We start from the raw sequence: 25310 nt of genomic DNA, 5'->3' as shown, positions 1-25310 counted from the left end.
ATTAAAAAGCTTCTGTATCGCTATAAAGAGAATAATTCTCTCAATAGTGGACAGAAGCTTTTTTAATTATAACAGTTCATTCAAATAAATTAGCCTTTTTTCACATCTTGAACCGCTTGGTAGATCAAGTTGAACAGGTCTTCCAAATATTCTTCAGCGATACAAGAGAAAGCAACGCGAAGGTCATGTGCGCCAAGAGCGATTGTGCCGACTTCGTATTCACGTAGTAAACGTAGACGAACATCTTCCGCAGATACGTCTTTTAATTTGAGGCACATAAAGTATCCCGAGTTGAATGGATAGTATTCCCATGCATCTTGATATTTATCAGTGTCGAGCAATTCTTTAACTTTGTTTGCTCTGCCTTTCATGATTTGGAACTTTTCTTCTTTTTGCGCTTCGAAATTAGAATCTTGTAACGCTTTTAAAATAAAAGTCTGTGATGGGTGTGGCCCGCTGGAAATGGTTGCACGAATAATACCCAGTGTTTTTTGTTCTAAAGCTACAATAGATTCTGTATCTTGCGCGCCATATGTGATAAAGCCGACACGGAATCCCCATACATATTCTTCTTTGGTTGCACCATCGACTTTGATCGGTAGAATACGTGGGTGCAAGTCAAGCAATGAGCCGAACAATGATTCATGCAACGAATCTTCAAAAAATAATCCGAAGTAAGCATCATCAGTAACTACGACTACATTGATTCCTGCTTCCGCCGCTTCGTTGATTGCAGCTACGATTTTTTTACCATCCGCTACACTTGGAGTATAACCTGTCGGGTTGTTAGGGAAATTGAGAACAACGATCGCTTTACCTTTTTCTTTTTGCGCTAAAAGAGCATCTCTTAATCCATCGCTGTTAAATGTCATTTCTGCTGTAAATAATGGATAAGTGATAATCTCTGCTCCGCGACGAACCGCAAAAGTAAGCTCATAGTTTTCCCAGTTTTTATCTGGATATATAACAGCATCGCCTACGTCTGCGAACAGATCCGCTACAATGCTTAGACCATGTGTCAACGCATTGGTAACGATAGGGTTACTGAATTTTTTATCTTGTAATGAAGGATTGTCTTTGATCATTTTCTCACGCCATACACTGCGAAGTTCTGGTTTGCCCGCAGGTGGAGCATAAGGGTACAAATCTTTAGGAGCAAAAGCAGACAACGAATCTTGTAGCACCTTCAAATGCATCGGTCCACCATTTTCAGTTGCAATTCCGATCGTTGCATTATATTTTTTAGCCTGGCTTGATGCTTCTGCCGATTGACTTAATATACCTTCTTTTGGGAAATAAATCTCTTTGCCAAGAGTCGATAACATCTCATAAATATGAGGACTATCTGTTTTCAGTTTCTCGTTCAATTGTCCAGCCAGTGGGTTCATCGTTTTCATCCTTCCAGGTCTGTTAAATAATGAATCAGCCGCACCTGATGATAATGGAACAGTAGAAGTTCGCCTGATTTCTGCTGCCCTAGTATATCATTTTTCGCGTTGAAGTGTCACCGTTCAGGAAGTGAAATTTGATGTGTAAGTTGTGACTATGATGTGAATCTTATAACATATAGCCCAATAGCCCTTAACTTTGATGATGTGGACAGTATTTTTTCATCATTTCGATTGTAGTTAGATCATCGTCAAGACCACGTTCTTGGAGACCATCAATAATATGTTGACGCTGATCGCCTTTGACATTTTGACCGAATTTGAACTTGGCTGTCCATTCCTGCGGGACAATTTTGATCAAAGCGACGCCTTTTAATTGCGGAATATAACGTGGATCATTCGCATCAATCGTATCATAACCGCCTTCAGGTTGGAGCTTGTGCATAAATATCGAAAAAGCATCTGCTTTCTCTTCCAGATCGGTGATCAACTCTGCATGTCCACGCACCGTTACACTTTTAAAAAAGGCTGTCGCCGGGCAAGCCAGTTCAGCATCGGTAAAGTAAGAAGGAATCAGCGCGTACTCTTTGGCGACCGAAAATGTAACACGAGTATCCTGTTTGAGCAATTTCATTTTCTCTCCTGCGCGACTACCATGAATATAAAACACCCCTTTACCATAAGCAAAGTTGAGTGGAATCACCCTCGGAAATCCATCTTCATGACTCATCCCTAGAAATCCAAAACTCATTTCTTGTAAAAATGTTTCCAGTTCTTGTTCTTCTTCGATCGTAAATTCTTTGCGTCTCATATGTATCTCTCCTTTTGTGTATTGACCATCTATGCATTTCAGCATATGCTACAATTGGATTAGTCAAAAGAGCCAATTTGCATGAAAACAAGTAGTCCAATAAAGGAGAATACGATGGATATTACGATTGCGTATCAGCGTGCTATTCAGAAGTATCAACATAAATATGTAGCGTTATACCATGCACTGCGAGAAGGTATTCTAAATGGATCGCTAGCCAGTGGAACACGTCTACCTTCTACTCGTGATCTAGCTACGATGTATGGATTATCACGTGGAAGTGTATCGGAAGCGTATGACATGCTACTGGCTGAAGGATATATTCAATCTGCTGTAGGTAAAGGAACTTTTGTGATTGAACAATCTCTTTTATCGAATACAGATAACGATATTCCGATCCAAGCAGATCATATATCGAATACGACAGCACCTTTGCCTCCTTTATCGCTATGGGGACAACGGATTGTTCAGATTGAACAGGAAATTATAGAGACTCGCACATATACACCAGATTCTACTTATGATGAACATCATCTAGTGAAGTCTCTACATCAACAAATGAACTCTACAGATGCACCACCTGACATCATTTCTTTTCAATCGGGCGAAATTATATTAGAAGGCAGTTCGCAGATTTCGTGGAAAAGTGCACTGTCTGCTGCAGGTAAAGATGTGCAAAAGTCAGCACTTGATACCAATAAAGCGACAGTTCAAGGTGATCTCTGGTTGCGTGAAGCGATCTGTCATCATGTAGGGCGAACACGAGGAATTACAGCTACTCCAGAACAAGTGGTATTGTGTAGCGGTTCTATGGAAGTGATTGCTTTATTGTGTCAATTGTTAATCAATGAACAAGATACCGTCATTTTGGAAAATCCCTGTTACTCCGGTATACGGCGTGCGATTACGGCATGTGGAGGGAAGATCGAACCGGCTCCGCTAGATCAGCATGGCATTATTCCAGAAGATTGGCATGCTCAATTGTTAGTTGTCACACCGGGTCGTCAATTTCCGACTGGATCCATATTACCACTGGCTCGTCGTCAACATATTTTACAATGGGCAAGATCTCGTGGAGCATGGATCATCGAAGATGATTATGATAGTGAATTTCGCTGGTCGGGTCGTCCAATCGAACCGCTCAAAGCTTTAGATGATACGAATTGTGTGATCTATGTCGGCTCCTTTTCCAGAAGTATGTTCAGCAGTCTGCGTCTTGGTTATGCGATCTTGCCGACCGTACTGGCGCAAGCACTTACTGCTGCCAAGCGTATCTATGATCCATTGCCACCTGCTAGATTAGAGCAAAGAGCATTAGCTCGATTTATGATTCGTGGTGATTATGTACGACATTTGCGTCGTATGAATCGGTTATATCGCTCACGTTATGATGTTTTTCAACAAGCGATTCATGAGTACAATCTGGATGAACTATTTCACTGGCAACAAACGGATTGCGGATTACATGCTTATGCCACCTGGAAACACCAACCTGCTATGTATAATCAGTGGATGCAATCTGCTTATCGTCATGGTGTAGTCTGGCGTGATGCTGCTACGTATCAGATTGTGCCTACCGTACCGTCTGCTTGTTTTATTTTCGCGTATCTGCCTGAATCTCATATTATTGAAGGTGTTCGCCGTCTGCGAGAATCATGGGATCGTATGCAATACAATGATTGACGGTTACAGACTTTTTGGTCAATATAAAGAAAAGCTATCTCATCTGTTGTTAGGATTGAATAGAGCTATAGATAAAATAAAAATCAAGGAGGGTTGAGTGATGCTGAATTTGTCACCTTCTTCATTTATACTGAAACCAGCTTTTGCTAAAATTTTTTGTGAACCAGAATGGCGTTGGCCCAAACGTGAAAAACCGATGCCCAATTATGATTTATTCTATGTGTGGAGCGGTGAAGGAGAATTAATTTTAAACGGTGAGCCTTATCCGATCAGTCAAGGCAGTTGTTTTTTGTTCTATCCGGGGGATGAGACAACAGCGACACACAATCCGCAAAAACCACTGGTGCTTACTTATATTCATTTTGATATCGCTGAACCGGCGCAAATGATTCCTGTACGTTATCGCAAATTAGAAGAGCGAATTGATTTTGAATATATGCTAGTACGGTATGTACGATTATTTCTCGAACAAGCTTTTGCCGCAGAAGAAGAAGCCAAGCTGATTTTGAAGCAGTTGATGATTCATTTATTACGTGAAGATCAGCGTGAACCGGTAGAGCGTAAAGTCAGTAATCAGCTAAGCGAAGTTGTGCAGGAAATTGCGAACTATATTCGTCAGCATCCCAGTCTGGCTCATCGGGTAGAAGATTTGGCTTCACGTGCCGGATTGTCACCACGCTATTTTTCGATCAAATTCAAAGAGTTAATCGGTGTATCGGTGCAATCGTATATTATCAAAATGCGGATCGAACGAGCAGAACATTTGCTAGTCTATACAGGCATGAATGTAACTGAAGTAGCAGATGCACTGGGATATCGAGATATTTTCTTTTTCAGTCGTCAATTTAAGCAATATACAGGTAAAAGCCCGTCTGAGATTAGATAAATAGGATATAGGGTCAACTACACATTTCTGTAAACTTTGCATTTTACATTATGCTTGATTTAAGATAGGGATACCCGTGATTTCTGATTGTTTCACAATAATTGTCAACGGGTAATACTTGTCATGTTAACGTAATGTAAATGGAAGGAGGTCTACAGAAAATGCGTTTTAGACAGCGGATTCGTAACAGAGGCGGTTCATCTACAGCAGGTAAAAACATTTTTCGTAATCGGCTGCGTCGATTCAAAATGTCCACTACTCTTACTGAATCGTGGTTTTGATCACAAGGTGTATACTTAGGTCGTTCTTTTAACTTATACAAGGCTTGTTGAATGTGTATTCAGCAATCTACTATATATAGCATATCTCAACCTTTACCGGTTGATCAGATGATAGAAAGACAGCCCTGCTTGAAAGTATTCTTTCAAATAGGGCTGTCTTTCTATTCTTATCTCTACATCCATGTAGAAGTATATGATTAAGATTGAACCGTTTCTGGAGCAACACGACGATAAGGGCGAGTAGCTTGCAAATCGACCAGTGTACCCAGACGTTCTCCCATTTTAACTTTACTACCAATGTGTAATTGTTCATTGGCTATAAATGTTCCTTGTTGCACCAGTAGAACTACTGTAGAACCAAATTCGAAATAAGCCAGCTCATCACCTTTTTGCCATGATGTACGTTCAGGATCAGCGTATTGAATACTGCTTACATTGAGCGCACCTACTTTGACGACAGCCACTTCGCCACAATCATGAGACATGTAGGTAATTAATCGTTCATTACGACTGAGTACAGAACGCATAAAGGTCATACCTTTATCATTGACAGGATAAACTTTGCCTGGAATATGTTCAGACTCGGTCTGTCTACCTGTAACAGGTGAATGAATACGATGATAATCAGTAGGGCTTAAATAGAGCACAAACATATATCCATCTTTGTACGTCTCCATACGTGGAGAATAATTAAGTAGTTCTTCCAGTAAGTAGTCTTGACCTTTTACTTGTGGAATGACATTGTTCTGAAGTGGCCCCATTGCTGTAATCACAGCATCGACCGGACTCACAAGCGACATTGGATCAGCATCAATCGGACGCATTCCAGGACGAAGTCGACGTGTGAAAAATTCATTAAGGCTATTATAATCTTGTATGTTTTTTTCTGCTTCTTCCGCTGGAATATGATATGCCTGGATAAATTTCGGGATAAATGTCCGGCTGGCCCGTGATTTAGCGAAGCTTCCTGTAAGCCGTGAAACCCACTTGCGTGAAGATAACTCGGTCATCAGGCGAAACACTGTGTTGGCCATAATAAAATTGAACCCCTTTCTACATTCGGGAAAACAAATATGATGTAGTGCTTGAATAGACAAGCACGACCATAATTCTATTAAAAAATGCTTTTTACTCGCTAAAATACTGGACGATAACGCTCGTTGGTTCGCTACGTTATATTGCCATATATAACACATGAAATCAATGGTTTGAATCAAATGTGACAGGATCGTATCTAAAATCAGCCTACGAATTGTCACCTAACAGTGATAAAATAGAGAGATCACAATTGATAATCGTACCATTTGATATATACAGAAGGATATGCTAAATCATACAGAAGTAAGTACGTGAATGGAGGAATAATAATGACTACATTTGGATTAATCAGACATGGTAGTACCATTTGGAATAAAGAAGGCAGAGCACAGGGGAGTTCAGATATTCCACTAGATGAAGGTGGTTGGGAGCAAGCGTATCAATTAGGCAAACGAATCCAAACCGAATCGTGGGATCGCATTTATGCAAGTGATCTGATTCGTGCACAACAGACAGCGCAAGCGATAGCAGAAGGTGGAGATTTGCAAATTAGTTCTGATCCTCGTCTACGTGAATTGGATGGAGGTCTGATTGAGGGAACGACTCAAGCTGACCGTATCGAACGCTGGGGAGAAGACTGGAAAAATCAAGATCTTGGATTGGAAACGCCTGAGTCTGGAGCGGCACGTGGAGTGAGCTGTCTGGAAGAATTAGTGAGTCTTTATCCAAATGAACGCATTTTGATTGTCAGTCATGGCGTGTTACTTAATCATGTGTTAAATCAGATTTTGGCAGATGAACCGAAATGGCATGGACTGGAAAATATGTCGATGACTGTTGTACACTGTAATGAAGATCATGTGTGGAGTTGTGAATTATATAACTGTACTCAACATTTATTACCGTCTGAAGCAGAAGCTTTGGAATAAAGAGGGTACAGATCGTTTGTAATCAAAGGAGATTAGAATCATGCAATTAAAGTGGCTAGAATGGGCGAAACAGATTCAAGCGATCAGTCAAGCAGGGCTAGAATACTCTAAAGATATGTATGATATTGAACGTTTCCAACAGTTACGCGAACTTAGTGTAGAGATTATGCATCAGTACACCGATGTAGAAGTGGAAAAAGTGCAAGCGCTTTTTGCCAATGAGACAGGGTATGCAACGCCCAAAGTCGATATCCGCGCGGTTGTTTTTCAAAACGATAAAATCTTGATGGTACGTGAAAAGCAAGACGGTGCATGGGCATTACCGGGTGGATGGGGAGATATAGGATTATCGCCCAAGCAGATTGCAGTTAAAGAAACAAAAGAAGAATCTGGCTTCGATGTAGAAGCGGTTCGTCTGCTTGGTGTTGCGGATAAAAATTTCCATAACCATCCACCATCTCCCTGGCATGTATATAAGTTTTTTATTTTGTGCCGGATAGTTGGCGGAGAAGCAACCGTAGGTGATGAGACATCCGAAGTCGGCTTTTTTGCTGCCCATGAATTACCGCCTTTATCGGTAGAACGTAATACCCAGGAGCAAATATTGAAAATGTTTGATAGTAACAGCAGTCCGCACAAAACAGTATTTTGCGATTAATAATAAGTAACTGTATTGATCATTGTAAAAATAAAGAAAACCAGAACATGTCTAGTTACGATAACAATCATCGGATCATGATTGTAAGAGATGATTATTGTAACCAGACGATCAATACCGGCATCACTATAAATGAAGCCAGTGTTGTCCAAAGAATACAACGCGAGACAAGCTGGGGAGCCGCATTGAATTGTCCTGCAAGAATAACAGCATTGACTGCGGTTGGCATCGATGTAAGAATCAACAATACACTAAACAATATGCCTTCCACATGCAACAATGTTAACAATACCCATGACAGCAACGGAGCGCCTACGAGACGAATACTCATGCCTGCCCAGAATGCTCTGTTGCTAGATGATATTGTGTGTTCAGCAGGGGTCGTAGAGCTTGTAGTGCCCATCGTAATCATCTGTGTGCCTAGAACAACAAGCGCTACTGGTGAATAAGCCGCCGCTAACATCGCAAATCCAGAATCAAGTGCAGTTGGCAATGAAAGATCAGTTACTCGTAATACAATAGCGATCACGGTCGCATAGATGGCAGGTAATCGAAAAATAGCCATACCTGCTTGTTTTACCGAAAATTGAGAACGAGCTGCAAAAAACACACCGACAGTATTTACAATAATCATTTGCCCGATTACATAGACCGAAGCTTTATCTAATCCCAATTGTCCAAAAGCTAGTAATACCAACGGTAGCCCATAATTCACACAGTTCGTAAATGTAGAGATAAGTGTTAGACCGGCTTGTTCTTCTTTATTCAATCGTAAAATACGACTCAACCCGACCGCAATCGCCCATAATAACACAAGACTTAATAATGAAAAGCTAATAGTAGTGCCTATATCTTGTAGCGAAATATCAGCATGCAATAAAGTATTAAACACAATCGCTGGTGTTAATACATACAGAGACATCGTAGCAATCGGTTTACTATCGAGATTGCGAAATCGCTTGAGCAGAATACCACCAATCACAGGTAGCGAGATCGGCAAAAAAACTTGATATAACGTATGTAACAGATTCATGATCAAATGGTATTCATCCTTTCCAGTTCGATGTTACCAATTTACGTCTGAATGTACTCTTCGTCAAATATCTATATCCTATTCATTTATAGTCTGTACCTATTAATGATTATTCGTTTATTGGATGTAGCAATCTGATTGAAAATATATGATATATCAGAGCACACAAAAGCCACTTCGTTACGCTGCTAGTTACAGCGTCCATGAAGTGGCTTTTGTATGTTCCCAATCATTCTTCGTCAACTAAGCGAAGATTTATTTATTTAGATTGTAGATGAGACCGAACTTAAAACATTGTATTTTTGTTAGCTGATTTCTCAGGAACGGCTTGTATAGTATCCCAGTGTTCTACAATTTTACCATCAGCTACTCTGAAAATATCGACTACTGCAGAACCACGATCATTTTTATCCATACGGCTCCAGCTATGCAGAACGACTATATCACCTTCTGCAATAACACGAATAATTTTGTTGCTGCTATTTTTGTTAGATTGTAAAAATGAAGCAAATTGATTTAAAGGTTCTCTGCCTGTAGGCACGGTAGGATTATGTTGAATATAATCTTCTGCGATATATTTGTTAATCACAGATACATCGTGTTTGTTAAAAAGATCATCGTAGAATGTTCGCACCATTTTGGCATTTGCTTGAACTTCACTCGGGCTTAGAGGAGTCACTTCGACAGGTGTACCTTTAGCAGGGAACATTGTATTTGTATTTGCTGATTTCTCAGGAACCGGTTGGAAAACATCCCAGTGCTCTACGATTTTATTGTTTTTGATACGGAAAATATCGACTACAGAGCTTCCACGATCTTTTGCACCTGTGGTCACATAATTATGCACAACCACTAGATCATTTTGAGCGATAATGCGTTTTACTTCAGATTTATAATTTGGATTCTGCTTCAGATAAGATCCAAAAAATTTCACGAAAGCTTGACGACCATCTGCAGCTAACGGATTGTGTTGCTTATAATTTGAGACGATATACAAGCTAGCTTTGTTCAATTCATGATCATTGAAAATATCTTTGTACATGTTGAGTACCAGCTTTTTGTTTTTAGCCAGTTGCGCTTCTGTAGACTTCGCTGTTGTCGTGCTAGTTGGTGTCGCACTGGTAGAAGATATTTTGACAGGAGAAGAGGTGCATGTATTATCTTTTGATCCTGCAAGTGGACTCGCCTGAACACCTGTAACTGCAAGCGCAGATGCTAATGTAAAACTGATTGCCAATGTACTTGTTTTCTTCATCATGAATAACACTCCTTTGTATAAAATGATCTTGTATCCTGTATGGATGGAATGATTGTAACTTACATAGTTACATGTATGCAAGTTTTACTTTGAAACGGTTACATACTTGCAGTAACAACAAAAAAAGCTTGTAATGACAACAAAAAAAGCCACTTCATGTCAGGTAGACGATGAAGTGGCTCTTCGTATATAATGCTTCTATTCATTTATATTGCGTGGTGTGAATGTAATCGGGTATTCTTTTACTCCAAATACGAAAGCGCTTTGAATCGGTTGCAATGTCGTATCAGGAACCAGTTGAATATGTTCCATATGATTTAACAATGTCTGTAATACGACTCTACCTTCTAAGCGAGCAAGCGGAGCGCCGAGACAGAAGTGAATTCCGAATCCGAATCCCATATGTTGATTGGGCTTGCGATTAGGAACAAATGTATCTGCATCTGCAAATTTCTGTTCATCTCGGTTAGCTGAACCGACCCATGAGATGACTTGATCTCCTGCTTGAATCGTCTGCCCTCCTAGCTCAACTGTTTCTTTGGCTACCCGTCCAATAGCGACAATTGGTGGATAATAACGCAACGTTTCTTCGACAGCAGTCTGGATCATTTCTGGATGCTCACGTAATTGCTCTTGCAATTGAGGTTGTTCCGCCAGAATCCGAACACCATTCGTTATCAGATTAGTGGTCGTCTCATTACCTGCTGCTAGCAACAGAATACAAAAGCCGACGATTTCTTTATCTGTTAATTTCTGACCATCAATTTCTGCTGCTAACAATAATGAGATCAGGTCATCTTCCGGTTGTACACGACGTTGCTCCATAATAGCAGTGAAGTAATTAGATAATTCTTCATGATTTTTAGCTTTTTCCGCCATTAATTCTTGGAAAGCTTCATCGCTATCATCTCTAGCGCCTTTTACCTGTACATCTGACCATTCTTTAAATTTATCACGATCTGATGTAGGTACACCGATTAATTCAGCAATCACGATAACCGGAAGCGGTGTAGCGAGATCATAAACCATACGGATCTTTCCTTTGGCTAAATGAGAAGAAAGCAGATCATCGGCAATTTCTTGAATACGTGGAGCCAACGCTTCTATCGCACGCGGAGTAAATGCTTGATTCACTAGATCACGTAATTGTTTGTGTTTGGGTGGATCGGTTGTCAACATACTCTCATTGGCACGATTACGCTGAGACGAGAATAATTTTGGATTTTTAAGCACATATTGAACATCTTCATAACGGAAAACGTCCCAACATTTGCGATTTTCATCATACCGAACAGGGGTCTGTTCGCGCATTTCATCATAAACGGTAAAAGGAGATAGCTGACTTTCAATCGCTGCCAGTTCTCGAATAGGAATGTAGTTTGCATACTTCTTGGTAGCTTGATTCATGATATTCCTCCACCTTTATATATTTATTTACATATAAAACTCTTTCTTTATTATAAACGTACTTGTGCCAAGATACAAATTTTGTAATTTTTCATGACTTATACATACAGTTGAAAGGTGGGCTACATATGAATATTTTATGGAAAAAGATCGAACAAAGTTCGCTACAGACATGGCCTGCACTACAGAGTCAACTGCTCAATGGATGGAATATACGTCTTTCTGACGGCTATAGTAAACGTTCCAATTCTGTCAGCCCGTTAGATTATGTAGAAACGAAAATGACGCTGGAAGAGCAGATCGCTTATTGTGAAGCACAGTATCATCAGGCGCAATTGCCGGTTGTTTTTAAAATGACTTCTTTTGTAGAGCCGACGATACTCGATCAACTTCTACATGCACGAAATTATCAGATCCAAGATGAGACAAGCGTACAGTTGAAGTCACTCAATATGATCGATCAAGAGTATGCTAACTACAAAAGTACTCAACAACAAAGGTTATCGGAAGTAACTTATACCATTGAAGAGCAGTGGAGTGAAGCGTGGATTAGACAAGCGAGCACACTTGGACAATGGCCTGATAATGTAGGTCAATCTATTGCCAAATTGATGAAGGTGAATCCATCATTACCAAAAGCGTATATCACGCTTTATCAAGCAGGAACACCTGTAGCTTGTGCTATTGGGATTATAGATGGTGATTATATGGGTATTTACGATGTGATCACAGGGGCTGCTTATCGACGTCTTGGTTTTGCTAGAACAATGTTATACCATCTGATGAAATGGGCAAAAGACAAAGGAGCAAGTTATACGTATCTACATGTAGGTGAACATAATGAGGTGGCTATTCAGCTCTATCGTCATCTAGGATTTGAAGAAATATATCGCTATTGGTATCGTGTATTGCTAGAAAAATAACAAAGAGCGCCTATGATCGGGCGCTCTTTTTTGTGTTTACTACTCAATTATTTAATGAGTCGATTTGGGTAAAACGGATGGAGTATCTTTGTAATATACTCTAGTCTCATACGGACGTAACGGTAAAGAATGAAGTTGGTGATGTTCGTGATCATCATAGTTAGATAAGACCAGTTCCCATCCTTCATCACTAATACGTTCAGATAATTCAAATGTCGGTTTATCATCAAAGAAATTCATAATAACCATTAACTCAGTGCCTTCATAACTACGTATAAACGAATACACTTGATGATGCAAAGCACAGAGCAACCGATAATCTCCATAGATCACAACCGGATATTTTTTGCGTAAAGCGATTAGACTTTTATAATAGTAAAAAATCGAGTCAGGGTCGTTAAGCGCTTGTTCTACATTGATATCCGTATAGTTTGAATTGACTTGAATCCATGGATTGCCATCTGTAAAGCCAGCATGAGTTGTATTATCCCATTGCATTGGAGTACGAGCATTATCCCGACTACGTCTAGCCAAATTTTTCAGAATCTCTTCTTCGGTTTTGCCTTCTTTTAACGAAATATTGTAGTAATTAATCGTCTCTACATCGCGGTAATCTTCAATATGCTGGAAGCTCGCATTGGTCATTCCAATCTCTTCACCTTGATAAATATATGGAGTTCCTTGTAGTAAATGGATCAGTGTTGCTAACATTTTGGCAGATTGTTTGCGGTATTCGCCTGTATTGCCAAAGCGTGATAGATGTCTTGGTTGATCATGGTTAGAGAAGTAATTTGCATTCCAGCCTTTGCCATGTAGAACGGTCTGCCAGTGACTCATAATCTTTTTGATATCTAACAAGTTCCAGCTTCGCCCTACCCATTTGGAACTTCCTGTACCGACACAATCCAGATGCATATGTTCAAATTGGAACACCATATCCAGTTCATGACGTTCATTTCCCACATATTCGAGAGCTTGTTCAGGGCCAAGACCGGATGTTTCACCCACTGTCATCAGATCACGTGTTGCAAATACTTGCTGATTGAGGTCTTTCAGTAAGGTATGGACTTTTTCCAGATTGGAGAAAAATTGAAAAGCTTGTACAACCGGTAGATTTTGTGGATTATCCGCATCCGGTAGACCAACAGCTTTGACAATATGAGCGATCGCATCTAGACGGAATCCATCGACACCTTTATCCATCCACCAGCGAATCATATCGTGTAATTCATTGACCACTTCTTTGTTTTCCCAGTTCAGGTCAGGTTGTTGACGGGCATAGAGATGCATATAGTATTCTTCTGTTTCTTGATCATATTCCCAGACCGAACCGCTAAAATACGACTCCCAGTTATTCGGATAGCCGCCATTTTTTCCTTTACGCCAGATATAATAATCCCGCTTCGGATTATCCAGTGAAGAACGTGATTCGACAAACCAATCGTGCTTATCCGATGTATGATTGAGCACCATATCGAGCACAACTTTGATTCCCCGTTCATGAGCTTCACGCATAAATTCGTCGAAATCCTGCATCGTTCCGAAATCTTTCATAATCGCTTGAAAATCACTGATATCATAACCGTTATCAAAATTGGGAGATTCATAAATAGGGCACAGCCAGATCGCCCCGATCCCGAGTTCTTGCAGATAATCTAATTTGGAAATAATGCCTTGAAAATCGCCGATACCATCACCGTTAGAATCTTTAAAACTTCTTGGATAAATCTGATAGATTGCATTTTCTTTCCACCATTTGCGTATCATCGTTGGTTCCTCCATCTGCAAGCTGAGTATATGTTTATAGTAAATAATGAATAAAGAGTTGCACTTTCTTGTGTAATTGATTTGCAAATAAGAAGATAGAGCACTTTGCAAAATCGCTTGGTGTTTGAGCAGAACATAATAGCTTACTATTCTAAGTACTACGATGTACGCGATATCTCTACTTTACTTTTATCCAATTTAGTCACAGACGAAAACGAAATAAGCGATTATCACTGAATCAATACGATGAAAGTGTATTTATTGTGATCATTTCAATGATCTGCTACACTGCTAACAAATACATAATTTATCTAAAGGAGCTTATGATCATGAACAATCATACCGTTGTTATTCGTGAAGCCCATCAACAAGATATCACACCATTAGTAGGGTTAATGGAACAATTAGGCTACCCGACTACAGAAGAAGTGTTCAAAATAAGAATCGATGCGTTAGAGCAACATGAAGATTATCAAATATTTGTAGCCGAAATAGAAGAGCAAGTGGTCGGTATGGTTGGCTTGATTCGTGAACTGCGCTTTGAACGAGATGGAGTACATGTCCGCATCGGCTCATTAGTTGTCGATGAACAATATCGTGGTGCAGGGATAGGTCATTCTTTGATGCAAGCAGCGGAAGGCTGGGCAGGTAGTGTGGGCGCTCAAGCGATCGCTTTAAATAGCGGTAATCGATATGAGCGTGAAGGTGCACATGAATTTTATCGCAAATTAGGATTTGCAGGACTTTCTACTGGATTTGTAAAAAAGTTATAAACGAAGAAAATTGCACAAGTAGGATGCAAAGGTGTCTGTATCAGAATAACCATATCTATTTATAGAGAGGATGTTCATGATGGCTAAAGTATTCGATTCTATGTCTCCCGAGCATATCGCATTTATACAAGCACAGAAGATGTTTTTTGTAGGTAGTGCGGCAGCAGAAGGTCATGTCAATATTTCACCAAAAGGCTACGATTCATTTCGCATTCTATCCCCTAATCAGGTCGCTTATCTTGATCTAACAGGTAGTGGTAATGAGACCAGTGCTCATTTGCAAGAAAGTAATCGGATGACGTATATGTTTATCGCTTTGGAAGGTAAGCCACTGATTTTGCGATTGTATGGAGATGGACAGATTATTTTACCGGATGATCCAGCATGGGAGCAGTACGCGCATTTATTTGATCTTTATCCAGGATACCGGCAGATCATTGTTTCGAATATTCACCGGGTACAGACGTCTTGTGGATATGGTATTCCTTTCTATGAATATGAAGGGGAACGAGATACGCTGATTGATTGGGCAGAGAACAAAGGTGAAGAGAAGTTGGAACAATATCGTAAGCAGAAGAACTCGACAACTATAGACGGCATAATTACACCGATAGGTCAAAAGTTGGCTGATATTCAGTAAGTTGTTGTATTTCATCTATATTATTGATAGCATGCAAATGATGGATTATACACGCAGATAAAGAGGGATGAGCATGAAGTTGGTCAATACGATCAAAAATAATTTTAGATTATCGGATTTTATAACGTGGTATGTGATTATGGCGATTTTGTTAGTTGTGTTAGATGTGAAAAATAATCCTGATGGTGTTACATTTTTGAGTGTATTGATTACACTGGTGATGGCGTTGATTCCAGCTGCTATTTTCAGCTTCTTTTTCCGCTTAATTACGGGTTGGATTGTCAAACTCAACGAATAGTAGGGTAATAAATAGAAGTAGAGCTTAGATAAGCAAAGGAGTTATTTAGTTATGAAGAATCATGCGATTGCTAGACGAGTGCGTGAATTAGAACAATATGCCCCAATGCATACAGCACAACCTGATTTGGCTGATTTCTGGCAACAGACATTACAACAATTTGCAGATAAGCCGTTAAACGCTCAACAGACGGAGCAAGTAACACCGATGAAATCAATCGAGTCGTATCAAGTGATCTATGAAGGATTTGATGATACGCCACTTCATGGTATCTATGTACGACCTGCCGATCAAGCAGGACAAGCGATTCCATGTATCGTTATGTTTCATGGATATACGATGAACAAAGGGTATCCTGAAGATTATGCTCACTGGACAGCGATGGGATATGCGGTATTCGCTATTGACATTCGTGGACAGGGCGGAGATACAGGTAATCATTTGAATGCTGATTTTGGGATGAGTAGCGGTTGGTTGACTCAAGGATTGCTGGATAAAGATAACTTTTATTATCGTGCAATCACGATGGATGCGCTCAAAGCGATACAATGGGTAGCCGAGCAATCTGATGTAGATCGCAGTAAAATTGCAGTCTATGGCGGTAGTCAAGGTGGCGGGCTAGCGCTCATCACATCTGCTCTAAGCGATATTCCAGCAATCACTGTCGCTAATATTCCGAATATGAGCCATATGGATTTCGGCATATTAAATTCAGAAAGTTCTCTTCGTGAAGCCGCTCAATTTGTAAGTCGGTATCCTCAACATTTGGATCAAGCGCTAGAGACGTTGAGTTATTTTGACATGATTAATCTAGCAGATCGTATCCATACACCTATATTGATCTCGTGCGGTCTTAAAGACACTGTCTGTATGCCTGAAACGGTCTATGCAGTATACAATCGGATTCATGCAGAAAAAGAAATGTGTCTGTATCCATTTGATGGACATTTTGTGAGTCCATATCATCGACGAAAAACGATGGAATTTGTTCAAAAACATTTCGGATAAATCATCAAAAAGTTTAAAGAAAAGTCTGTTTCTGAGTCGATAAGAAACAGGCTTTTTTTGTTCTGAAAAAGTAAATATATCAAGCGAAGGTCAAAAAAGGTCAAAAACGATAAAAGAGGTTGAAAACAAGAATTTTAATAAAGAAAAAGGCTGTAAATCGGTCTAAATAGGTTTATTTTGCCAATAATCTATTTTGCTTACTACAGGTGTTATCACTATAATAAAGACATAAGGTCAAACAAAGTCAAACTTATCAAAAGCAGTTAAAAAATCATTTAAGGAGGAGATTGGATATGTTTGATTTGGTTCCTTTTGGTAAACGTCGTGAGGATGCTTTGAGTCAATGGATGAAGTCGTTTCAAGATATGTTTGAAGATGATTTGCTAACTCCGTTCAAAGGATCGACCTTATCCTTCCGTACGGATATTCGGGAAAATGACAAAGCGTATCTTGTTGAAGCCGAATTGCCTGGTTTGCAAAAAGAAAATATCGACATTGATTATGCCGCTCCTTATTTGACGATCAAAGCTGTACAACAACAAGAGCAACAAGAAGAGAATGCTGAGCAACGTATGGTGCGCAAAGAGCGTCGTTATGGAGAGTATGTTAGAAGATTTTATGTGCAAGATATTGAAGAAGATCAGATTCAAGCGACTCTGAAAGATGGAATACTGTTACTAACTATTCCGAAAAAACAGCGTGTTGAAGGTCGGCGGATTCAGATTGAAGATGGCAGTTCCTCTTCGGCTCGACTTGAAGACGGACAGCAAAAGTCTTCTGAATAAAAGTCGCATCATTCACAGGTTAGCTGTAAAATAATCTTATATCCAGAGGTGCATTGTAGATTAAACAGCTATGATGCACCTTTTTTTGAGTAAAAAGAAGCCATTCCGCTTATTTTCCTGTAAAGTACGTTAATAAATAGAAAGATGAAAGCTACAGGAAAGGGGGAGAACCGATGCTCAAAGATTATTATAAGATTCTAGGCGTTGATCGCCAGGCTTCACCCAAAGAAGTGAAGAAAGCGTATCAACAATTGGCTAAAAAGTGGCACCCTGATGTGAATAAAGCTACGGAAGCGGAAAGTAAATTTAAAGAAATTGCCGAAGCCTACGAAACGTTAAGTCATACCAACAAAAAAGAAACGTATGATCAGCAGTTACATTACCAAGAAAATCCTCCTCGTCATACAAGAGCGAACACCGCGTATTCAACGCGTGATCATAAAGCAAGTCGAGCTTACAATTTTGAAAATTTTGATAACGCAGGTTTTCCTGATGAAGATTTATTCGATATGTTTTTTAATAGCCGTACCGCTGGCGCTGGTCGAGGGATGGAGAATATGACTCAAACGTTACGGGCTAATCTGGATATTACACTGGAACAAGCCTATCGGGGAGATCGAATTTCAGTACGAGTCAGTGGCAAATCGATTCAACTCAAATTGCCTGCCCGCATCAAAAATAATAGCACATTAAAAATTCGTGGAAATGGTAGCAATGGACTTGATCCAAATGAAGAGTTATTAATTAGCTTCCATATTGTTAACCACTCGATGTATACGATTGAAGAAAGTAATCTGATCGCGGTAGGTCAAATTGCACCGTGGCAAGCGGTTTTTGGTGGCGATATGCCTGTCCGTTTACCTGATCAATCTACGGTTCGTCTCAAAATTCCTGCCGGTACACAGACCGGTCAAACGTTACGCCTTTCCGGTAAAGGATTAAGCAAAGACAAGCAACATTATGGAGATGTACTGATTCGTATCGAAATGATTATTCCTGAGATCAACGATATCGATGAAAATGAACGCAGATTGTATCGTCAATTAGCAGAATTTAACCCGTTCCAACCACAAATCAAAACCAAATAAGGAGGAGTTCACAATGGATTATAATAAGCTGACTCAAAAGCTTCAAGAAGCGGTCGCTTCTTCACAATCCATTGCTTCAACGATGGGACATCAAGAAATTGATACTGCTCATCTGTTAAAAGCATTACTAGAACAATCGGAAGGATTATTACCTCGATTGTTGCAAAAAATGAATATTTCATTGTCGGAAGTCACACGCTTAAACAATGAACATTTACGTCGTAAACCGACTATTAGCGGCTCATCTGGAGCCGTACGTCGTTATGCTTCACCTGCATTATTATCTGTATTGGATCAAGCTCAGCAAGAAGCGACTACTATGCAAGATGAGTTCGTAGCCGTAGAACATGCTGTACTTGCTATGGTGTCCGGTCATGATCGCGAGAATCAAGAACTACGCAATATGTTACAACAACAAGGATTAAAGCGTGATCCGTTATTAACTGCTTTAGCCGAGATACGAGGTCATCAACGGGTGACTAGCCGGGAACCGGAAGCGACCTATGAAGTATTGCAGAAGTACGGTCGTGATCTTGTTGCAGAAGTACGCAGTGGTAAAGTCGATCCTGTGATTGGACGGGACGCTGAGATTCGTAGAGTTATTCGTATTTTATCTCGCAAAACCAAAAACAATCCGGTACTGATTGGTGAACCTGGTGTCGGTAAAACAGCGATTGTTGAAGGGCTGGCACACCGGATCGTACGCAGAGATGTACCGGAAGGGCTTAAAGATAAAACGATTTTCTCACTGGATATGAGTGCACTGGTTGCCGGTGCTAAATATCGTGGTGAATTTGAAGAACGTCTTCAAGCAGTGCTCAAAGAAATTCGAGAAAGCGATGGACGGATTATTTTATTTATTGATGAATTGCATACGATTGTAGGAGCAGGCAAAACAGAAGGTTCAATGGATGCAGGGAATATGCTCAAACCGATGTTAGCACGTGGAGAACTTCATTGTATCGGTGCAACAACACTGGATGAATATCGCAATTATATTGAAAAAGACCCTGCATTGGAGCGCCGTTTCCAACAGGTGCTAGTGCATGAGCCTAATGTAGAAGATACCATTTCTATTTTGCGCGGCTTAAAAGAACGGTTTGAAGTGCATCATGGTGTCAAAATTCATGATAGTGCTATTGTAGCCGCAGGTGTGCTATCTGATCGGTATATTTCAGATCGCTTTTTACCGGACAAAGCAATCGATTTGATTGATGAAGCTTGTGCTATGATTCGTACCGAGATTGACTCTATGCCAAGTGAAATGGATGAAGTCACCCGCCGAATTATGCAGATTGAGATTGAAGAAGCTGCTCTAAAAAAAGAAACTGACGATGCTAGCCAGCATCGATTAGAACAGTTACAACGTGAACTAGCTGACCTCAAAGAAAAGCAACTAGAAATGACAGCACGCTGGGAAAAAGAAAAATCAGCGATTCAAATTGTGCGTGATCTCAAAAAAAATCTAGAACAAGCACGCAACGATCTGTTAGAAGCACAGGAAGAATATGATTTGAACAAATCGGCTGAACTCAGTTACGGTATTATTCCAGATCTAGAACGTCAGTTAAAACAAGCGGAAGAAGAAGCGTATCAAGATCAAGACAATCGTCTCTTGCGTGAAGCTGTTACCGAAGAAGAAATATCAGATATCGTATCTCGCTGGACAGGTATTCCGGTAAGTCGTCTGGTTGAAGGGGAACGGGACAAATTATTACGGTTAGAGGAAAGTCTGCATAAGCGTGTAGTCGGTCAAGATGAAGCGGTACAATTGGTTGCTGATGCTGTGATTCGTTCACGTGCAGGTATCAAAGACCCGAATCGTCCGATAGGTTCATTCTTATTCCTCGGACCTACCGGAGTAGGGAAAACAGAACTTGCCAAATCGATAGCTGCTTCTTTATTTGATCGTGAAGATGGTATGATTCGAATCGATATGTCAGAGTATATGGAAAAACACAGCGTTTCTCGATTAGTCGGAGCGCCGCCTGGATATGTCGGTTACGAAGAAGGCGGACAATTAACCGAAGCTATACGTCGTCAACCTTATTCTGTATTGCTATTGGATGAAGTCGAAAAAGCACATCCCGATGTGTTCCATATTCTTTTACAATTGCTAGATGAAGGACGATTAACAGATTCGCAAGGCAGAGTCGTTGATTTTAAAAATACAATCGTAATTATGACTTCAAATATAGGCTCTGCTCATCTTGTGAGTGGATTGGGCGCAGATGGAGAATGGAGCGAGACGGTACGTGACAATGTTATGCGTGAATTGAGTAATCATTTCCGCCCTGAATTTCTCAATCGTGTCGATGATATTGTCTTATTCAAACCACTAAGCTTAACAGAGATTGGACAGATTGTTCGCAAATTGGTAGAGCATTTACAAGATCGTCTGAAAGATCGTCAGATTACGTTACAATTGACTGACGAAGCTGTCCAACTGATTGCTGAACAAGGATTTGACCCGGCTTATGGTGCAAGACCGCTCAAACGATTTATTCAGCGTGCATTAGAAACCAAAGTCGCTCGTGCAATGATTGCTGGTGAAGCTTCAGAAGGATCGACAGTTATCGTAAATGTGGTGGATCAAGAATTGCATGTTGTGATTCAGTCATCGCCATCAGCAGACCGCCCGGCAGAAGAATCTCCTGAGGCTATTTCGATTGGCTGATCGTAAATGGCTGTACAAGTTGTAAAAGATACGCTATTTTGGCGAACTAAATCTAGAATATATTACAAAAAGTCTGCATGCTCGTAATGAGCGGATGCAGACTTTTTGCGTTTGATTAGGAAGAGGTCAGTACAGGAGACTCTAAAAATAATTCTTGCGCTGTTTTGATCAGTAGTTGTACCGCAAGTGATGCTTGAGATACAGAAGGAATAGCGATTCCGATCTGACTTGTGATGCGCGGGGTGACTTCTCGTACATCCAGATGATGGGGATGCATCGATAAGGCTAGATTAGAAACGATACCAATTCCAAGCCCCTGACGAACCATATTGATCAATGCACTTACATTATGGGTCGTAAATGTAATTTTGAGATGGCTTTTTTCTTGATCAAAAGCTTCAATAATCGCAGTCTCATGACCACCTTTGCACAAAATCATATCTTCTCCATGAAGATGCTGAACAGTAATATGAGCTTCCTGTTGCAATGGATGGTTATCTGGTAATAGCAGTACCATATCATTTTCACATAATGGAATAACATCCAAGTCGGGTGCCGGCAACAGTACAATACCGACTTCAATCTTGCGAGTATAGATCCATTCTTTGACATCATTAGCAGAGCCTTCGTGTAGATCGAAGATCAGGTTAGGATAGTTTTGTTTGATTTTTTGAATAATAGGTGGCAAAAAATAAGCAGATGCTGAAGGAAAAGCGCCTACACAGATCGTGCCTACATCTAACCCTTTCACAGCAGCTACCTGTTGTTGTACTTTTTCCATACTGTGTAAAATGGTACGAAATTGCACTAATACTTGCTCACCGATTTCAGTCAGTAATACTCCTTTTTTGCGATCCCGTAACAGTAACAAAGTGTCTAATTCATTCTCAATACTGGCAATCGCATGGCTAACAGCAGGTTGGGTCATATGTAGCTCATGTGCAGCTTGGGTAAAACTTAATGTCTCGGCAACCCGCACAAATGTCATAATCTGAGTGATGGTCATAACAATATCGTTATCTCCTTTATGCAAAATATTCATTTTCTTTATGAGTGATAAAAGTATAACCTAAAGAAGCACAAATTTAAAACAGTGTACTGTAATAGATGAAAGGATGAACAACATGAAGACTTTATCACCCAAAATGACATTATGGCTGGTCATTTTCCTTGTAACGATCTGGGGCATTAACTGGCCTTTAACCAAATTAGTATTACCTGATGTACCGCCACTTTTATTTTCAGGTCTGCGAACATTAATTGGTGGACTTATTTTGTTAGGATTTGCTATGAAGCATGTCGAACGATTGCAATGGAAACGAAATCGAAAGATATACGCTATACTCGCCGTTTTAAATATTATCGGGTACTATGGATTGCAAACGATCGGAATCGGTTATTTACCAGCAGGGTTATTCTCAACGATTATATTTTTACAACCTATTTTGTTAGGGCTGTTCTCATGGTTATGGTTAGGCGAAAAGATGAACACTTTAAAAGTGATTGGATTAATACTAGGTTTTGTAGGTGTGGCTGTGATTAGTTCAGGGGGGCTTGAAGGCAATTTATCGTTAACCGGTATCGGATTCGCGCTAGCCTCTTCCTTATGCTGGGCGCTAGGTACAATATATATGAAGAAAAATAATCAACAATTGGATTCGTTATGGACAGTTACGATGCAGTTATTGATCGGTGGCGTAGTATTAATGATTGCTGGATCGTCTACCGAAAGTTGGAGTGATATTCAGTGGACTCCTTCATTTATCGAAGTATTATTGTTTATCTCGCTGTTTGTTATTGCAGGTGGATGGATGGTTTATTTCAAATTAATCGACAGTGGAGAAGTCAGCACCGTAGGAACGTATACATTTATGATTCCGGTGTTATCTAATATTTTTAGTATCTGGATTCTTCATGAGTCGATCACATTATCATTATTGATCGGTCTAGTTATGATTGCTTGTAGTATCGCTCTCGTCAATTGGAAAAAAGCGATGAAAGCTCCATTGGTTGTCCCTGTTCCTTTAAATAAAAAGTAACTTCGGTTACAGCTAAATAAATACATCATCATTATTAAAAGACTATTTCGATTCTAGAAATAGTCTTTTTTTGCTTTCAAATAATCATAAAAGTGAATGTGGAACCAGCTATTCTAAGTTATATTTCAAAAATTTGAACAAAATCTAGGTCAAGCTGACTATGAAGTAAGTACCTTTCTAAGCTGACCGATAGACCTTATTTATATTACATATAATGGTAACCATGTCGAACGTTAATGAGGTTTGTACTATTTTTCATATGAAAATACCTAATTTTGGTTATTCATATTAGAAAAAACTACAATGCTAAATAGTAAGTTGCTATTTTTTCCTTTTATTAGGAAAGCAGCTCTATTTACCTCTGCTTCAAATTCGGACAAAATAAAAACATGTTTTTCAAAACTTATTAATGAGTCATATTTACCGTTTGATCTTAAACATAAATTTAGGCATAAATCATAATCTCATAATTAAGGAAAGAGACAAACATCATGATAGAGTTATTAAGGAGAAACTTTGATGATCGTAAACAAAAAATATATTTAAATATTAGTCTTTTATTTATGATGGGTACACTTTTCACAGTAAGTTATCTGAATAGACATTTAGGAGTATTGAGTTATTTTTGGGGACTCATTATTGCAAGTGCTTCTTTTATACCTGGAACTCTAGTAATTATTGCTATATATATACTTGCAGATGAACCAGAACGTAAACAATATCGAATACGACTCTATCTGGGTGTAATCGTGTTTAGTATGATTGGATATTGGAGGTACGGAAGGTAGTCACATTCATTTGAAGGAGAAAATCATTTGCAAAAAATCCGTAAATATTTTACTCATAAGCGGCAACTTCATTATTTGAGATTAAGTGCTCTCATTTTTGTATTTGCTATGTTGTTAACTAGTTATCTGAATAGACACTTAGAAATATTAAGTTTTAGATGGGGAGTAATCATTGTAGTTGCTTCATTAATACCTGCTTTGGCTATAATAACAATTAATTACATACTTGCAGATGAATCAGAACGCAAGCAATACCGAATACGATTATATCTTGGGGTAATTGTGTTTAGTATGATTGGATATTGGAGATATGGAAGATGATCAATATGTTAAAGAATATAGATAAGCAGTTAATTAATCGATGGCTGAATATGTCTTTAATTCTTATGTTTGTTGGGGCTGCGGTGCTGAGCTATTTGGGTGGGAATTTAAATCTGTTCGATCTAAATACATTTATTGTTTTATGGATCATTTGTGCTCTTCCATTTTTGTTTGTAGCTGTAACGATGTATATTCAAGCAGATAAGCAAAAAATCATATATGCGTTTGCAGTTTTATTTTATTCTCATCTTTATTGTAGGCATAACCATATGGAGATTAGTCAAATTAGAATAATATAAAAATATCTATTATACTCTTTATTATAAGCACTACATTTCAATCAAAAAGGAGCATTTCATTGTTATCACCTAAAGTTGAACAATATTTCAAAGAACAAAACGCATGGTATGAAGAAGCTTCGACTGAATATGCAGGTGCACTGGAAACGTTGCAGATTCCACTGGATTCAGACTTTGCGCAGTTTTATCTACATGCAGAGACAGGGCCTACTTTTTACAGTCGACATCAGGAGCTTTACCATATTTGCTGGTTTGTATTGTATTCGAATTATGATCTAAGTATACATAGTGCTCGCGAGACATTGAAATTGCCTGAACAATATCTTCCACTGGATGCTTTTGTCGGTGAAGGTGGATACTTTTACAATCGGCAGACAGATCAAGTGTTGGAGTTAAGTCTCGGTCAACGATTACAAGACTTTTGGGCAGGGCAATTACAACCGCAATGGCAGAGTTTTAACTCTTTTTTAGAATGGTTTTTTGAATTGGATCATACTTTTCATACTTCATCTTAAATAAGTCGCTAAGATCA

22 protein-coding genes are annotated in these 25310 nt (G+C 39.4%); 14 read left to right on the top strand and 8 right to left on the bottom strand.

Annotation, left to right across the window (positions count from 1 at the left end; genetic code table 11):
- Positions 1 to 89: 89 nt before the first annotated feature.
- Together PQ456_RS17670 and PQ456_RS17665 are read right to left on the bottom strand one after the other, a co-directional pair.
- On the bottom strand, positions 90 to 1388 hold the full coding sequence (locus PQ456_RS17670) for an aminotransferase class I/II-fold pyridoxal phosphate-dependent enzyme (RefSeq protein ID WP_273613457.1): 1299 nt from the start codon (positions 1386 to 1388) through the stop codon (positions 90 to 92).
- A 193-nt stretch (positions 1389 to 1581) separates the two neighbouring features.
- On the bottom strand, positions 1582 to 2199 hold the full coding sequence (locus PQ456_RS17665) for a pyridoxamine 5'-phosphate oxidase family protein (RefSeq protein ID WP_273613456.1): 618 nt from the start codon (positions 2197 to 2199) through the stop codon (positions 1582 to 1584).
- Between the two features lie 114 nt (positions 2200 to 2313).
- Between PQ456_RS17665 and pdxR the strand changes: the two genes are divergently transcribed.
- Positions 2314 to 3882 carry a MocR-like pyridoxine biosynthesis transcription factor PdxR gene (pdxR, locus tag PQ456_RS17660; protein WP_273613455.1) on the top strand — a complete coding sequence of 523 codons (1569 nt, stop codon included), beginning with the start codon at positions 2314 to 2316 and terminating at the stop codon, positions 3880 to 3882.
- Positions 3883 to 3982: 100 nt separating this feature from the next.
- Positions 3983 to 4768, top strand: coding sequence for a helix-turn-helix domain-containing protein (locus tag PQ456_RS17655; RefSeq protein ID WP_273613454.1), 786 nt, complete (start codon positions 3983 to 3985; stop codon positions 4766 to 4768).
- Positions 4769 to 5246: 478 nt separating this feature from the next.
- Here PQ456_RS17655 and asd read toward each other — a convergent pair whose 3' ends face one another.
- Complete coding sequence (gene asd, locus PQ456_RS17650) at positions 5247 to 6083, bottom strand: archaetidylserine decarboxylase (protein WP_273613453.1); 837 nt, start codon at positions 6081 to 6083, stop codon at positions 5247 to 5249.
- Positions 6084 to 6416: 333 nt separating this feature from the next.
- Here asd and PQ456_RS17645 point away from each other — a divergent pair, with 333 nt between their 5' ends.
- Complete coding sequence (locus tag PQ456_RS17645) at positions 6417 to 7016, top strand: histidine phosphatase family protein (protein WP_273613452.1); 600 nt, start codon at positions 6417 to 6419, stop codon at positions 7014 to 7016.
- 40 nt (positions 7017 to 7056) lie between these two features.
- Positions 7057 to 7674, top strand: coding sequence for an NUDIX hydrolase (locus PQ456_RS17640; RefSeq protein WP_273613451.1), 618 nt, complete (start codon positions 7057 to 7059; stop codon positions 7672 to 7674).
- 94 nt (positions 7675 to 7768) lie between these two features.
- Here the strand turns inward: PQ456_RS17640 and PQ456_RS17635 are convergent, their stop codons facing one another.
- The 3 genes from PQ456_RS17635 to PQ456_RS17625 all read right to left on the bottom strand — a co-directional run bounded on the left by PQ456_RS17635 (position 7769) and on the right by PQ456_RS17625 (position 11372).
- Positions 7769 to 8713 carry an AEC family transporter gene (locus PQ456_RS17635; protein ID WP_273613450.1) on the bottom strand — a complete coding sequence of 315 codons (945 nt, stop codon included), beginning with the start codon at positions 8711 to 8713 and terminating at the stop codon, positions 7769 to 7771.
- 280 nt (positions 8714 to 8993) lie between these two features.
- Positions 8994 to 9965, bottom strand: a complete 972-nt coding sequence (locus PQ456_RS17630; protein ID WP_273613449.1) for a nuclear transport factor 2 family protein — start codon at positions 9963 to 9965, stop codon at positions 8994 to 8996.
- Positions 9966 to 10163: 198 nt separating this feature from the next.
- Positions 10164 to 11372, bottom strand: coding sequence for a cytochrome P450 (locus PQ456_RS17625; protein WP_273613448.1), 1209 nt, complete (start codon positions 11370 to 11372; stop codon positions 10164 to 10166).
- 128 nt (positions 11373 to 11500) lie between these two features.
- On the opposite strand from PQ456_RS17625, the gene PQ456_RS17620 reads away from it, so the two are divergent.
- Entirely contained in the window at positions 11501 to 12295 is a 795-nt protein-coding gene (locus PQ456_RS17620; RefSeq protein WP_273613447.1) for a GNAT family N-acetyltransferase, read from the top strand.
- A 51-nt stretch (positions 12296 to 12346) separates the two neighbouring features.
- Here PQ456_RS17620 and PQ456_RS17615 read toward each other — a convergent pair whose 3' ends face one another.
- Positions 12347 to 14062, bottom strand: a complete 1716-nt coding sequence (locus PQ456_RS17615) for a glycoside hydrolase family 13 protein (RefSeq protein WP_273613446.1) — start codon at positions 14060 to 14062, stop codon at positions 12347 to 12349.
- Positions 14063 to 14391: 329 nt separating this feature from the next.
- Between PQ456_RS17615 and PQ456_RS17610 the strand changes: the two genes are divergently transcribed.
- The 7 genes from PQ456_RS17610 to clpB all read left to right on the top strand — a co-directional run bounded on the left by PQ456_RS17610 (position 14392) and on the right by clpB (position 21331).
- The gene (locus PQ456_RS17610; protein WP_273613445.1) at positions 14392 to 14835 is read left to right on the top strand and encodes a GNAT family N-acetyltransferase; all 444 of its coding nucleotides are present in this window, start codon (positions 14392 to 14394) and stop codon (positions 14833 to 14835) included.
- A gap of 79 nt (positions 14836 to 14914) precedes the next feature.
- Entirely contained in the window at positions 14915 to 15475 is a 561-nt protein-coding gene (locus PQ456_RS17605; RefSeq protein WP_273613444.1) for a pyridoxamine 5'-phosphate oxidase family protein, read from the top strand.
- 73 nt (positions 15476 to 15548) lie between these two features.
- Positions 15549 to 15773 (top strand): hypothetical protein, encoded by a 225-nt coding sequence (locus PQ456_RS17600; protein ID WP_273613443.1) that lies wholly within the window; start codon positions 15549 to 15551, stop codon positions 15771 to 15773.
- A 51-nt stretch (positions 15774 to 15824) separates the two neighbouring features.
- Positions 15825 to 16781 carry an acetylxylan esterase gene (locus PQ456_RS17595; RefSeq protein ID WP_273613442.1) on the top strand — a complete coding sequence of 319 codons (957 nt, stop codon included), beginning with the start codon at positions 15825 to 15827 and terminating at the stop codon, positions 16779 to 16781.
- A gap of 293 nt (positions 16782 to 17074) precedes the next feature.
- Entirely contained in the window at positions 17075 to 17566 is a 492-nt protein-coding gene (locus PQ456_RS17590) for an Hsp20/alpha crystallin family protein (RefSeq protein ID WP_273613441.1), read from the top strand.
- Between the two features lie 173 nt (positions 17567 to 17739).
- Positions 17740 to 18654 carry a DnaJ C-terminal domain-containing protein gene (locus PQ456_RS17585; protein WP_273613440.1) on the top strand — a complete coding sequence of 305 codons (915 nt, stop codon included), beginning with the start codon at positions 17740 to 17742 and terminating at the stop codon, positions 18652 to 18654.
- 13 nt (positions 18655 to 18667) lie between these two features.
- Positions 18668 to 21331, top strand: coding sequence for an ATP-dependent chaperone ClpB (clpB, locus tag PQ456_RS17580; RefSeq protein WP_273613439.1), 2664 nt, complete (start codon positions 18668 to 18670; stop codon positions 21329 to 21331).
- Positions 21332 to 21446: 115 nt separating this feature from the next.
- Here the strand turns inward: clpB and PQ456_RS17575 are convergent, their stop codons facing one another.
- Positions 21447 to 22337 carry a LysR family transcriptional regulator gene (locus PQ456_RS17575; protein WP_273613438.1) on the bottom strand — a complete coding sequence of 297 codons (891 nt, stop codon included), beginning with the start codon at positions 22335 to 22337 and terminating at the stop codon, positions 21447 to 21449.
- A 118-nt stretch (positions 22338 to 22455) separates the two neighbouring features.
- On the opposite strand from PQ456_RS17575, the gene PQ456_RS17570 reads away from it, so the two are divergent.
- Together PQ456_RS17570 and PQ456_RS17565 are read left to right on the top strand one after the other, a co-directional pair.
- Positions 22456 to 23370 (top strand): DMT family transporter, encoded by a 915-nt coding sequence (locus PQ456_RS17570; protein ID WP_273613437.1) that lies wholly within the window; start codon positions 22456 to 22458, stop codon positions 23368 to 23370.
- 1467 nt (positions 23371 to 24837) lie between these two features.
- Positions 24838 to 25293 (top strand): hypothetical protein, encoded by a 456-nt coding sequence (locus PQ456_RS17565; protein ID WP_273613436.1) that lies wholly within the window; start codon positions 24838 to 24840, stop codon positions 25291 to 25293.
- Positions 25294 to 25310: the final 17 nt, after the last annotated feature.

It is taken from the genome of Paenibacillus kyungheensis (assembly GCF_028606985.1).
Lineage (GTDB): Bacteria > Bacillota > Bacilli > Paenibacillales > Paenibacillaceae > Saccharibacillus > Saccharibacillus kyungheensis.
Note: the sequence above shows the minus strand (reverse complement) of the source record. Positions and strands in the feature narration are given on the sequence as shown.

What these genes read in the sequence shown, in the direction of transcription:
- PQ456_RS17670 (WP_273613457.1), bottom strand. Translation starts at nt 1,388, where the DNA reads ATGAACCCACTGGCTGGACAATTGAACGAGAAACTGAAAACAGATAGT.
- PQ456_RS17665 (WP_273613456.1), bottom strand. Translation starts at nt 2,199, where the DNA reads ATGAGACGCAAAGAATTTACGATCGAAGAAGAACAAGAACTGGAAACA.
- pdxR (WP_273613455.1), top strand. Translation starts at nt 2,314, where the DNA reads ATGGATATTACGATTGCGTATCAGCGTGCTATTCAGAAGTATCAACAT.
- PQ456_RS17655 (WP_273613454.1), top strand. Translation starts at nt 3,983, where the DNA reads ATGCTGAATTTGTCACCTTCTTCATTTATACTGAAACCAGCTTTTGCT.
- asd (WP_273613453.1), bottom strand. Translation starts at nt 6,083, where the DNA reads ATGGCCAACACAGTGTTTCGCCTGATGACCGAGTTATCTTCACGCAAG.
- PQ456_RS17645 (WP_273613452.1), top strand. Translation starts at nt 6,417, where the DNA reads ATGACTACATTTGGATTAATCAGACATGGTAGTACCATTTGGAATAAA.
- PQ456_RS17640 (WP_273613451.1), top strand. Translation starts at nt 7,057, where the DNA reads ATGCAATTAAAGTGGCTAGAATGGGCGAAACAGATTCAAGCGATCAGT.
- PQ456_RS17630 (WP_273613449.1), bottom strand. Translation starts at nt 9,965, where the DNA reads ATGATGAAGAAAACAAGTACATTGGCAATCAGTTTTACATTAGCATCT.
- PQ456_RS17625 (WP_273613448.1), bottom strand. Translation starts at nt 11,372, where the DNA reads ATGAATCAAGCTACCAAGAAGTATGCAAACTACATTCCTATTCGAGAA.
- PQ456_RS17620 (WP_273613447.1), top strand. Translation starts at nt 11,501, where the DNA reads ATGAATATTTTATGGAAAAAGATCGAACAAAGTTCGCTACAGACATGG.
- PQ456_RS17615 (WP_273613446.1), bottom strand. Translation starts at nt 14,062, where the DNA reads ATGATACGCAAATGGTGGAAAGAAAATGCAATCTATCAGATTTATCCA.
- PQ456_RS17610 (WP_273613445.1), top strand. Translation starts at nt 14,392, where the DNA reads ATGAACAATCATACCGTTGTTATTCGTGAAGCCCATCAACAAGATATC.
- PQ456_RS17605 (WP_273613444.1), top strand. Translation starts at nt 14,915, where the DNA reads ATGGCTAAAGTATTCGATTCTATGTCTCCCGAGCATATCGCATTTATA.
- PQ456_RS17600 (WP_273613443.1), top strand. Translation starts at nt 15,549, where the DNA reads ATGAAGTTGGTCAATACGATCAAAAATAATTTTAGATTATCGGATTTT.
- PQ456_RS17595 (WP_273613442.1), top strand. Translation starts at nt 15,825, where the DNA reads ATGAAGAATCATGCGATTGCTAGACGAGTGCGTGAATTAGAACAATAT.
- PQ456_RS17590 (WP_273613441.1), top strand. Translation starts at nt 17,075, where the DNA reads ATGTTTGATTTGGTTCCTTTTGGTAAACGTCGTGAGGATGCTTTGAGT.
- PQ456_RS17585 (WP_273613440.1), top strand. Translation starts at nt 17,740, where the DNA reads ATGCTCAAAGATTATTATAAGATTCTAGGCGTTGATCGCCAGGCTTCA.
- clpB (WP_273613439.1), top strand. Translation starts at nt 18,668, where the DNA reads ATGGATTATAATAAGCTGACTCAAAAGCTTCAAGAAGCGGTCGCTTCT.
- PQ456_RS17575 (WP_273613438.1), bottom strand. Translation starts at nt 22,337, where the DNA reads ATGACCATCACTCAGATTATGACATTTGTGCGGGTTGCCGAGACATTA.
- PQ456_RS17570 (WP_273613437.1), top strand. Translation starts at nt 22,456, where the DNA reads ATGAAGACTTTATCACCCAAAATGACATTATGGCTGGTCATTTTCCTT.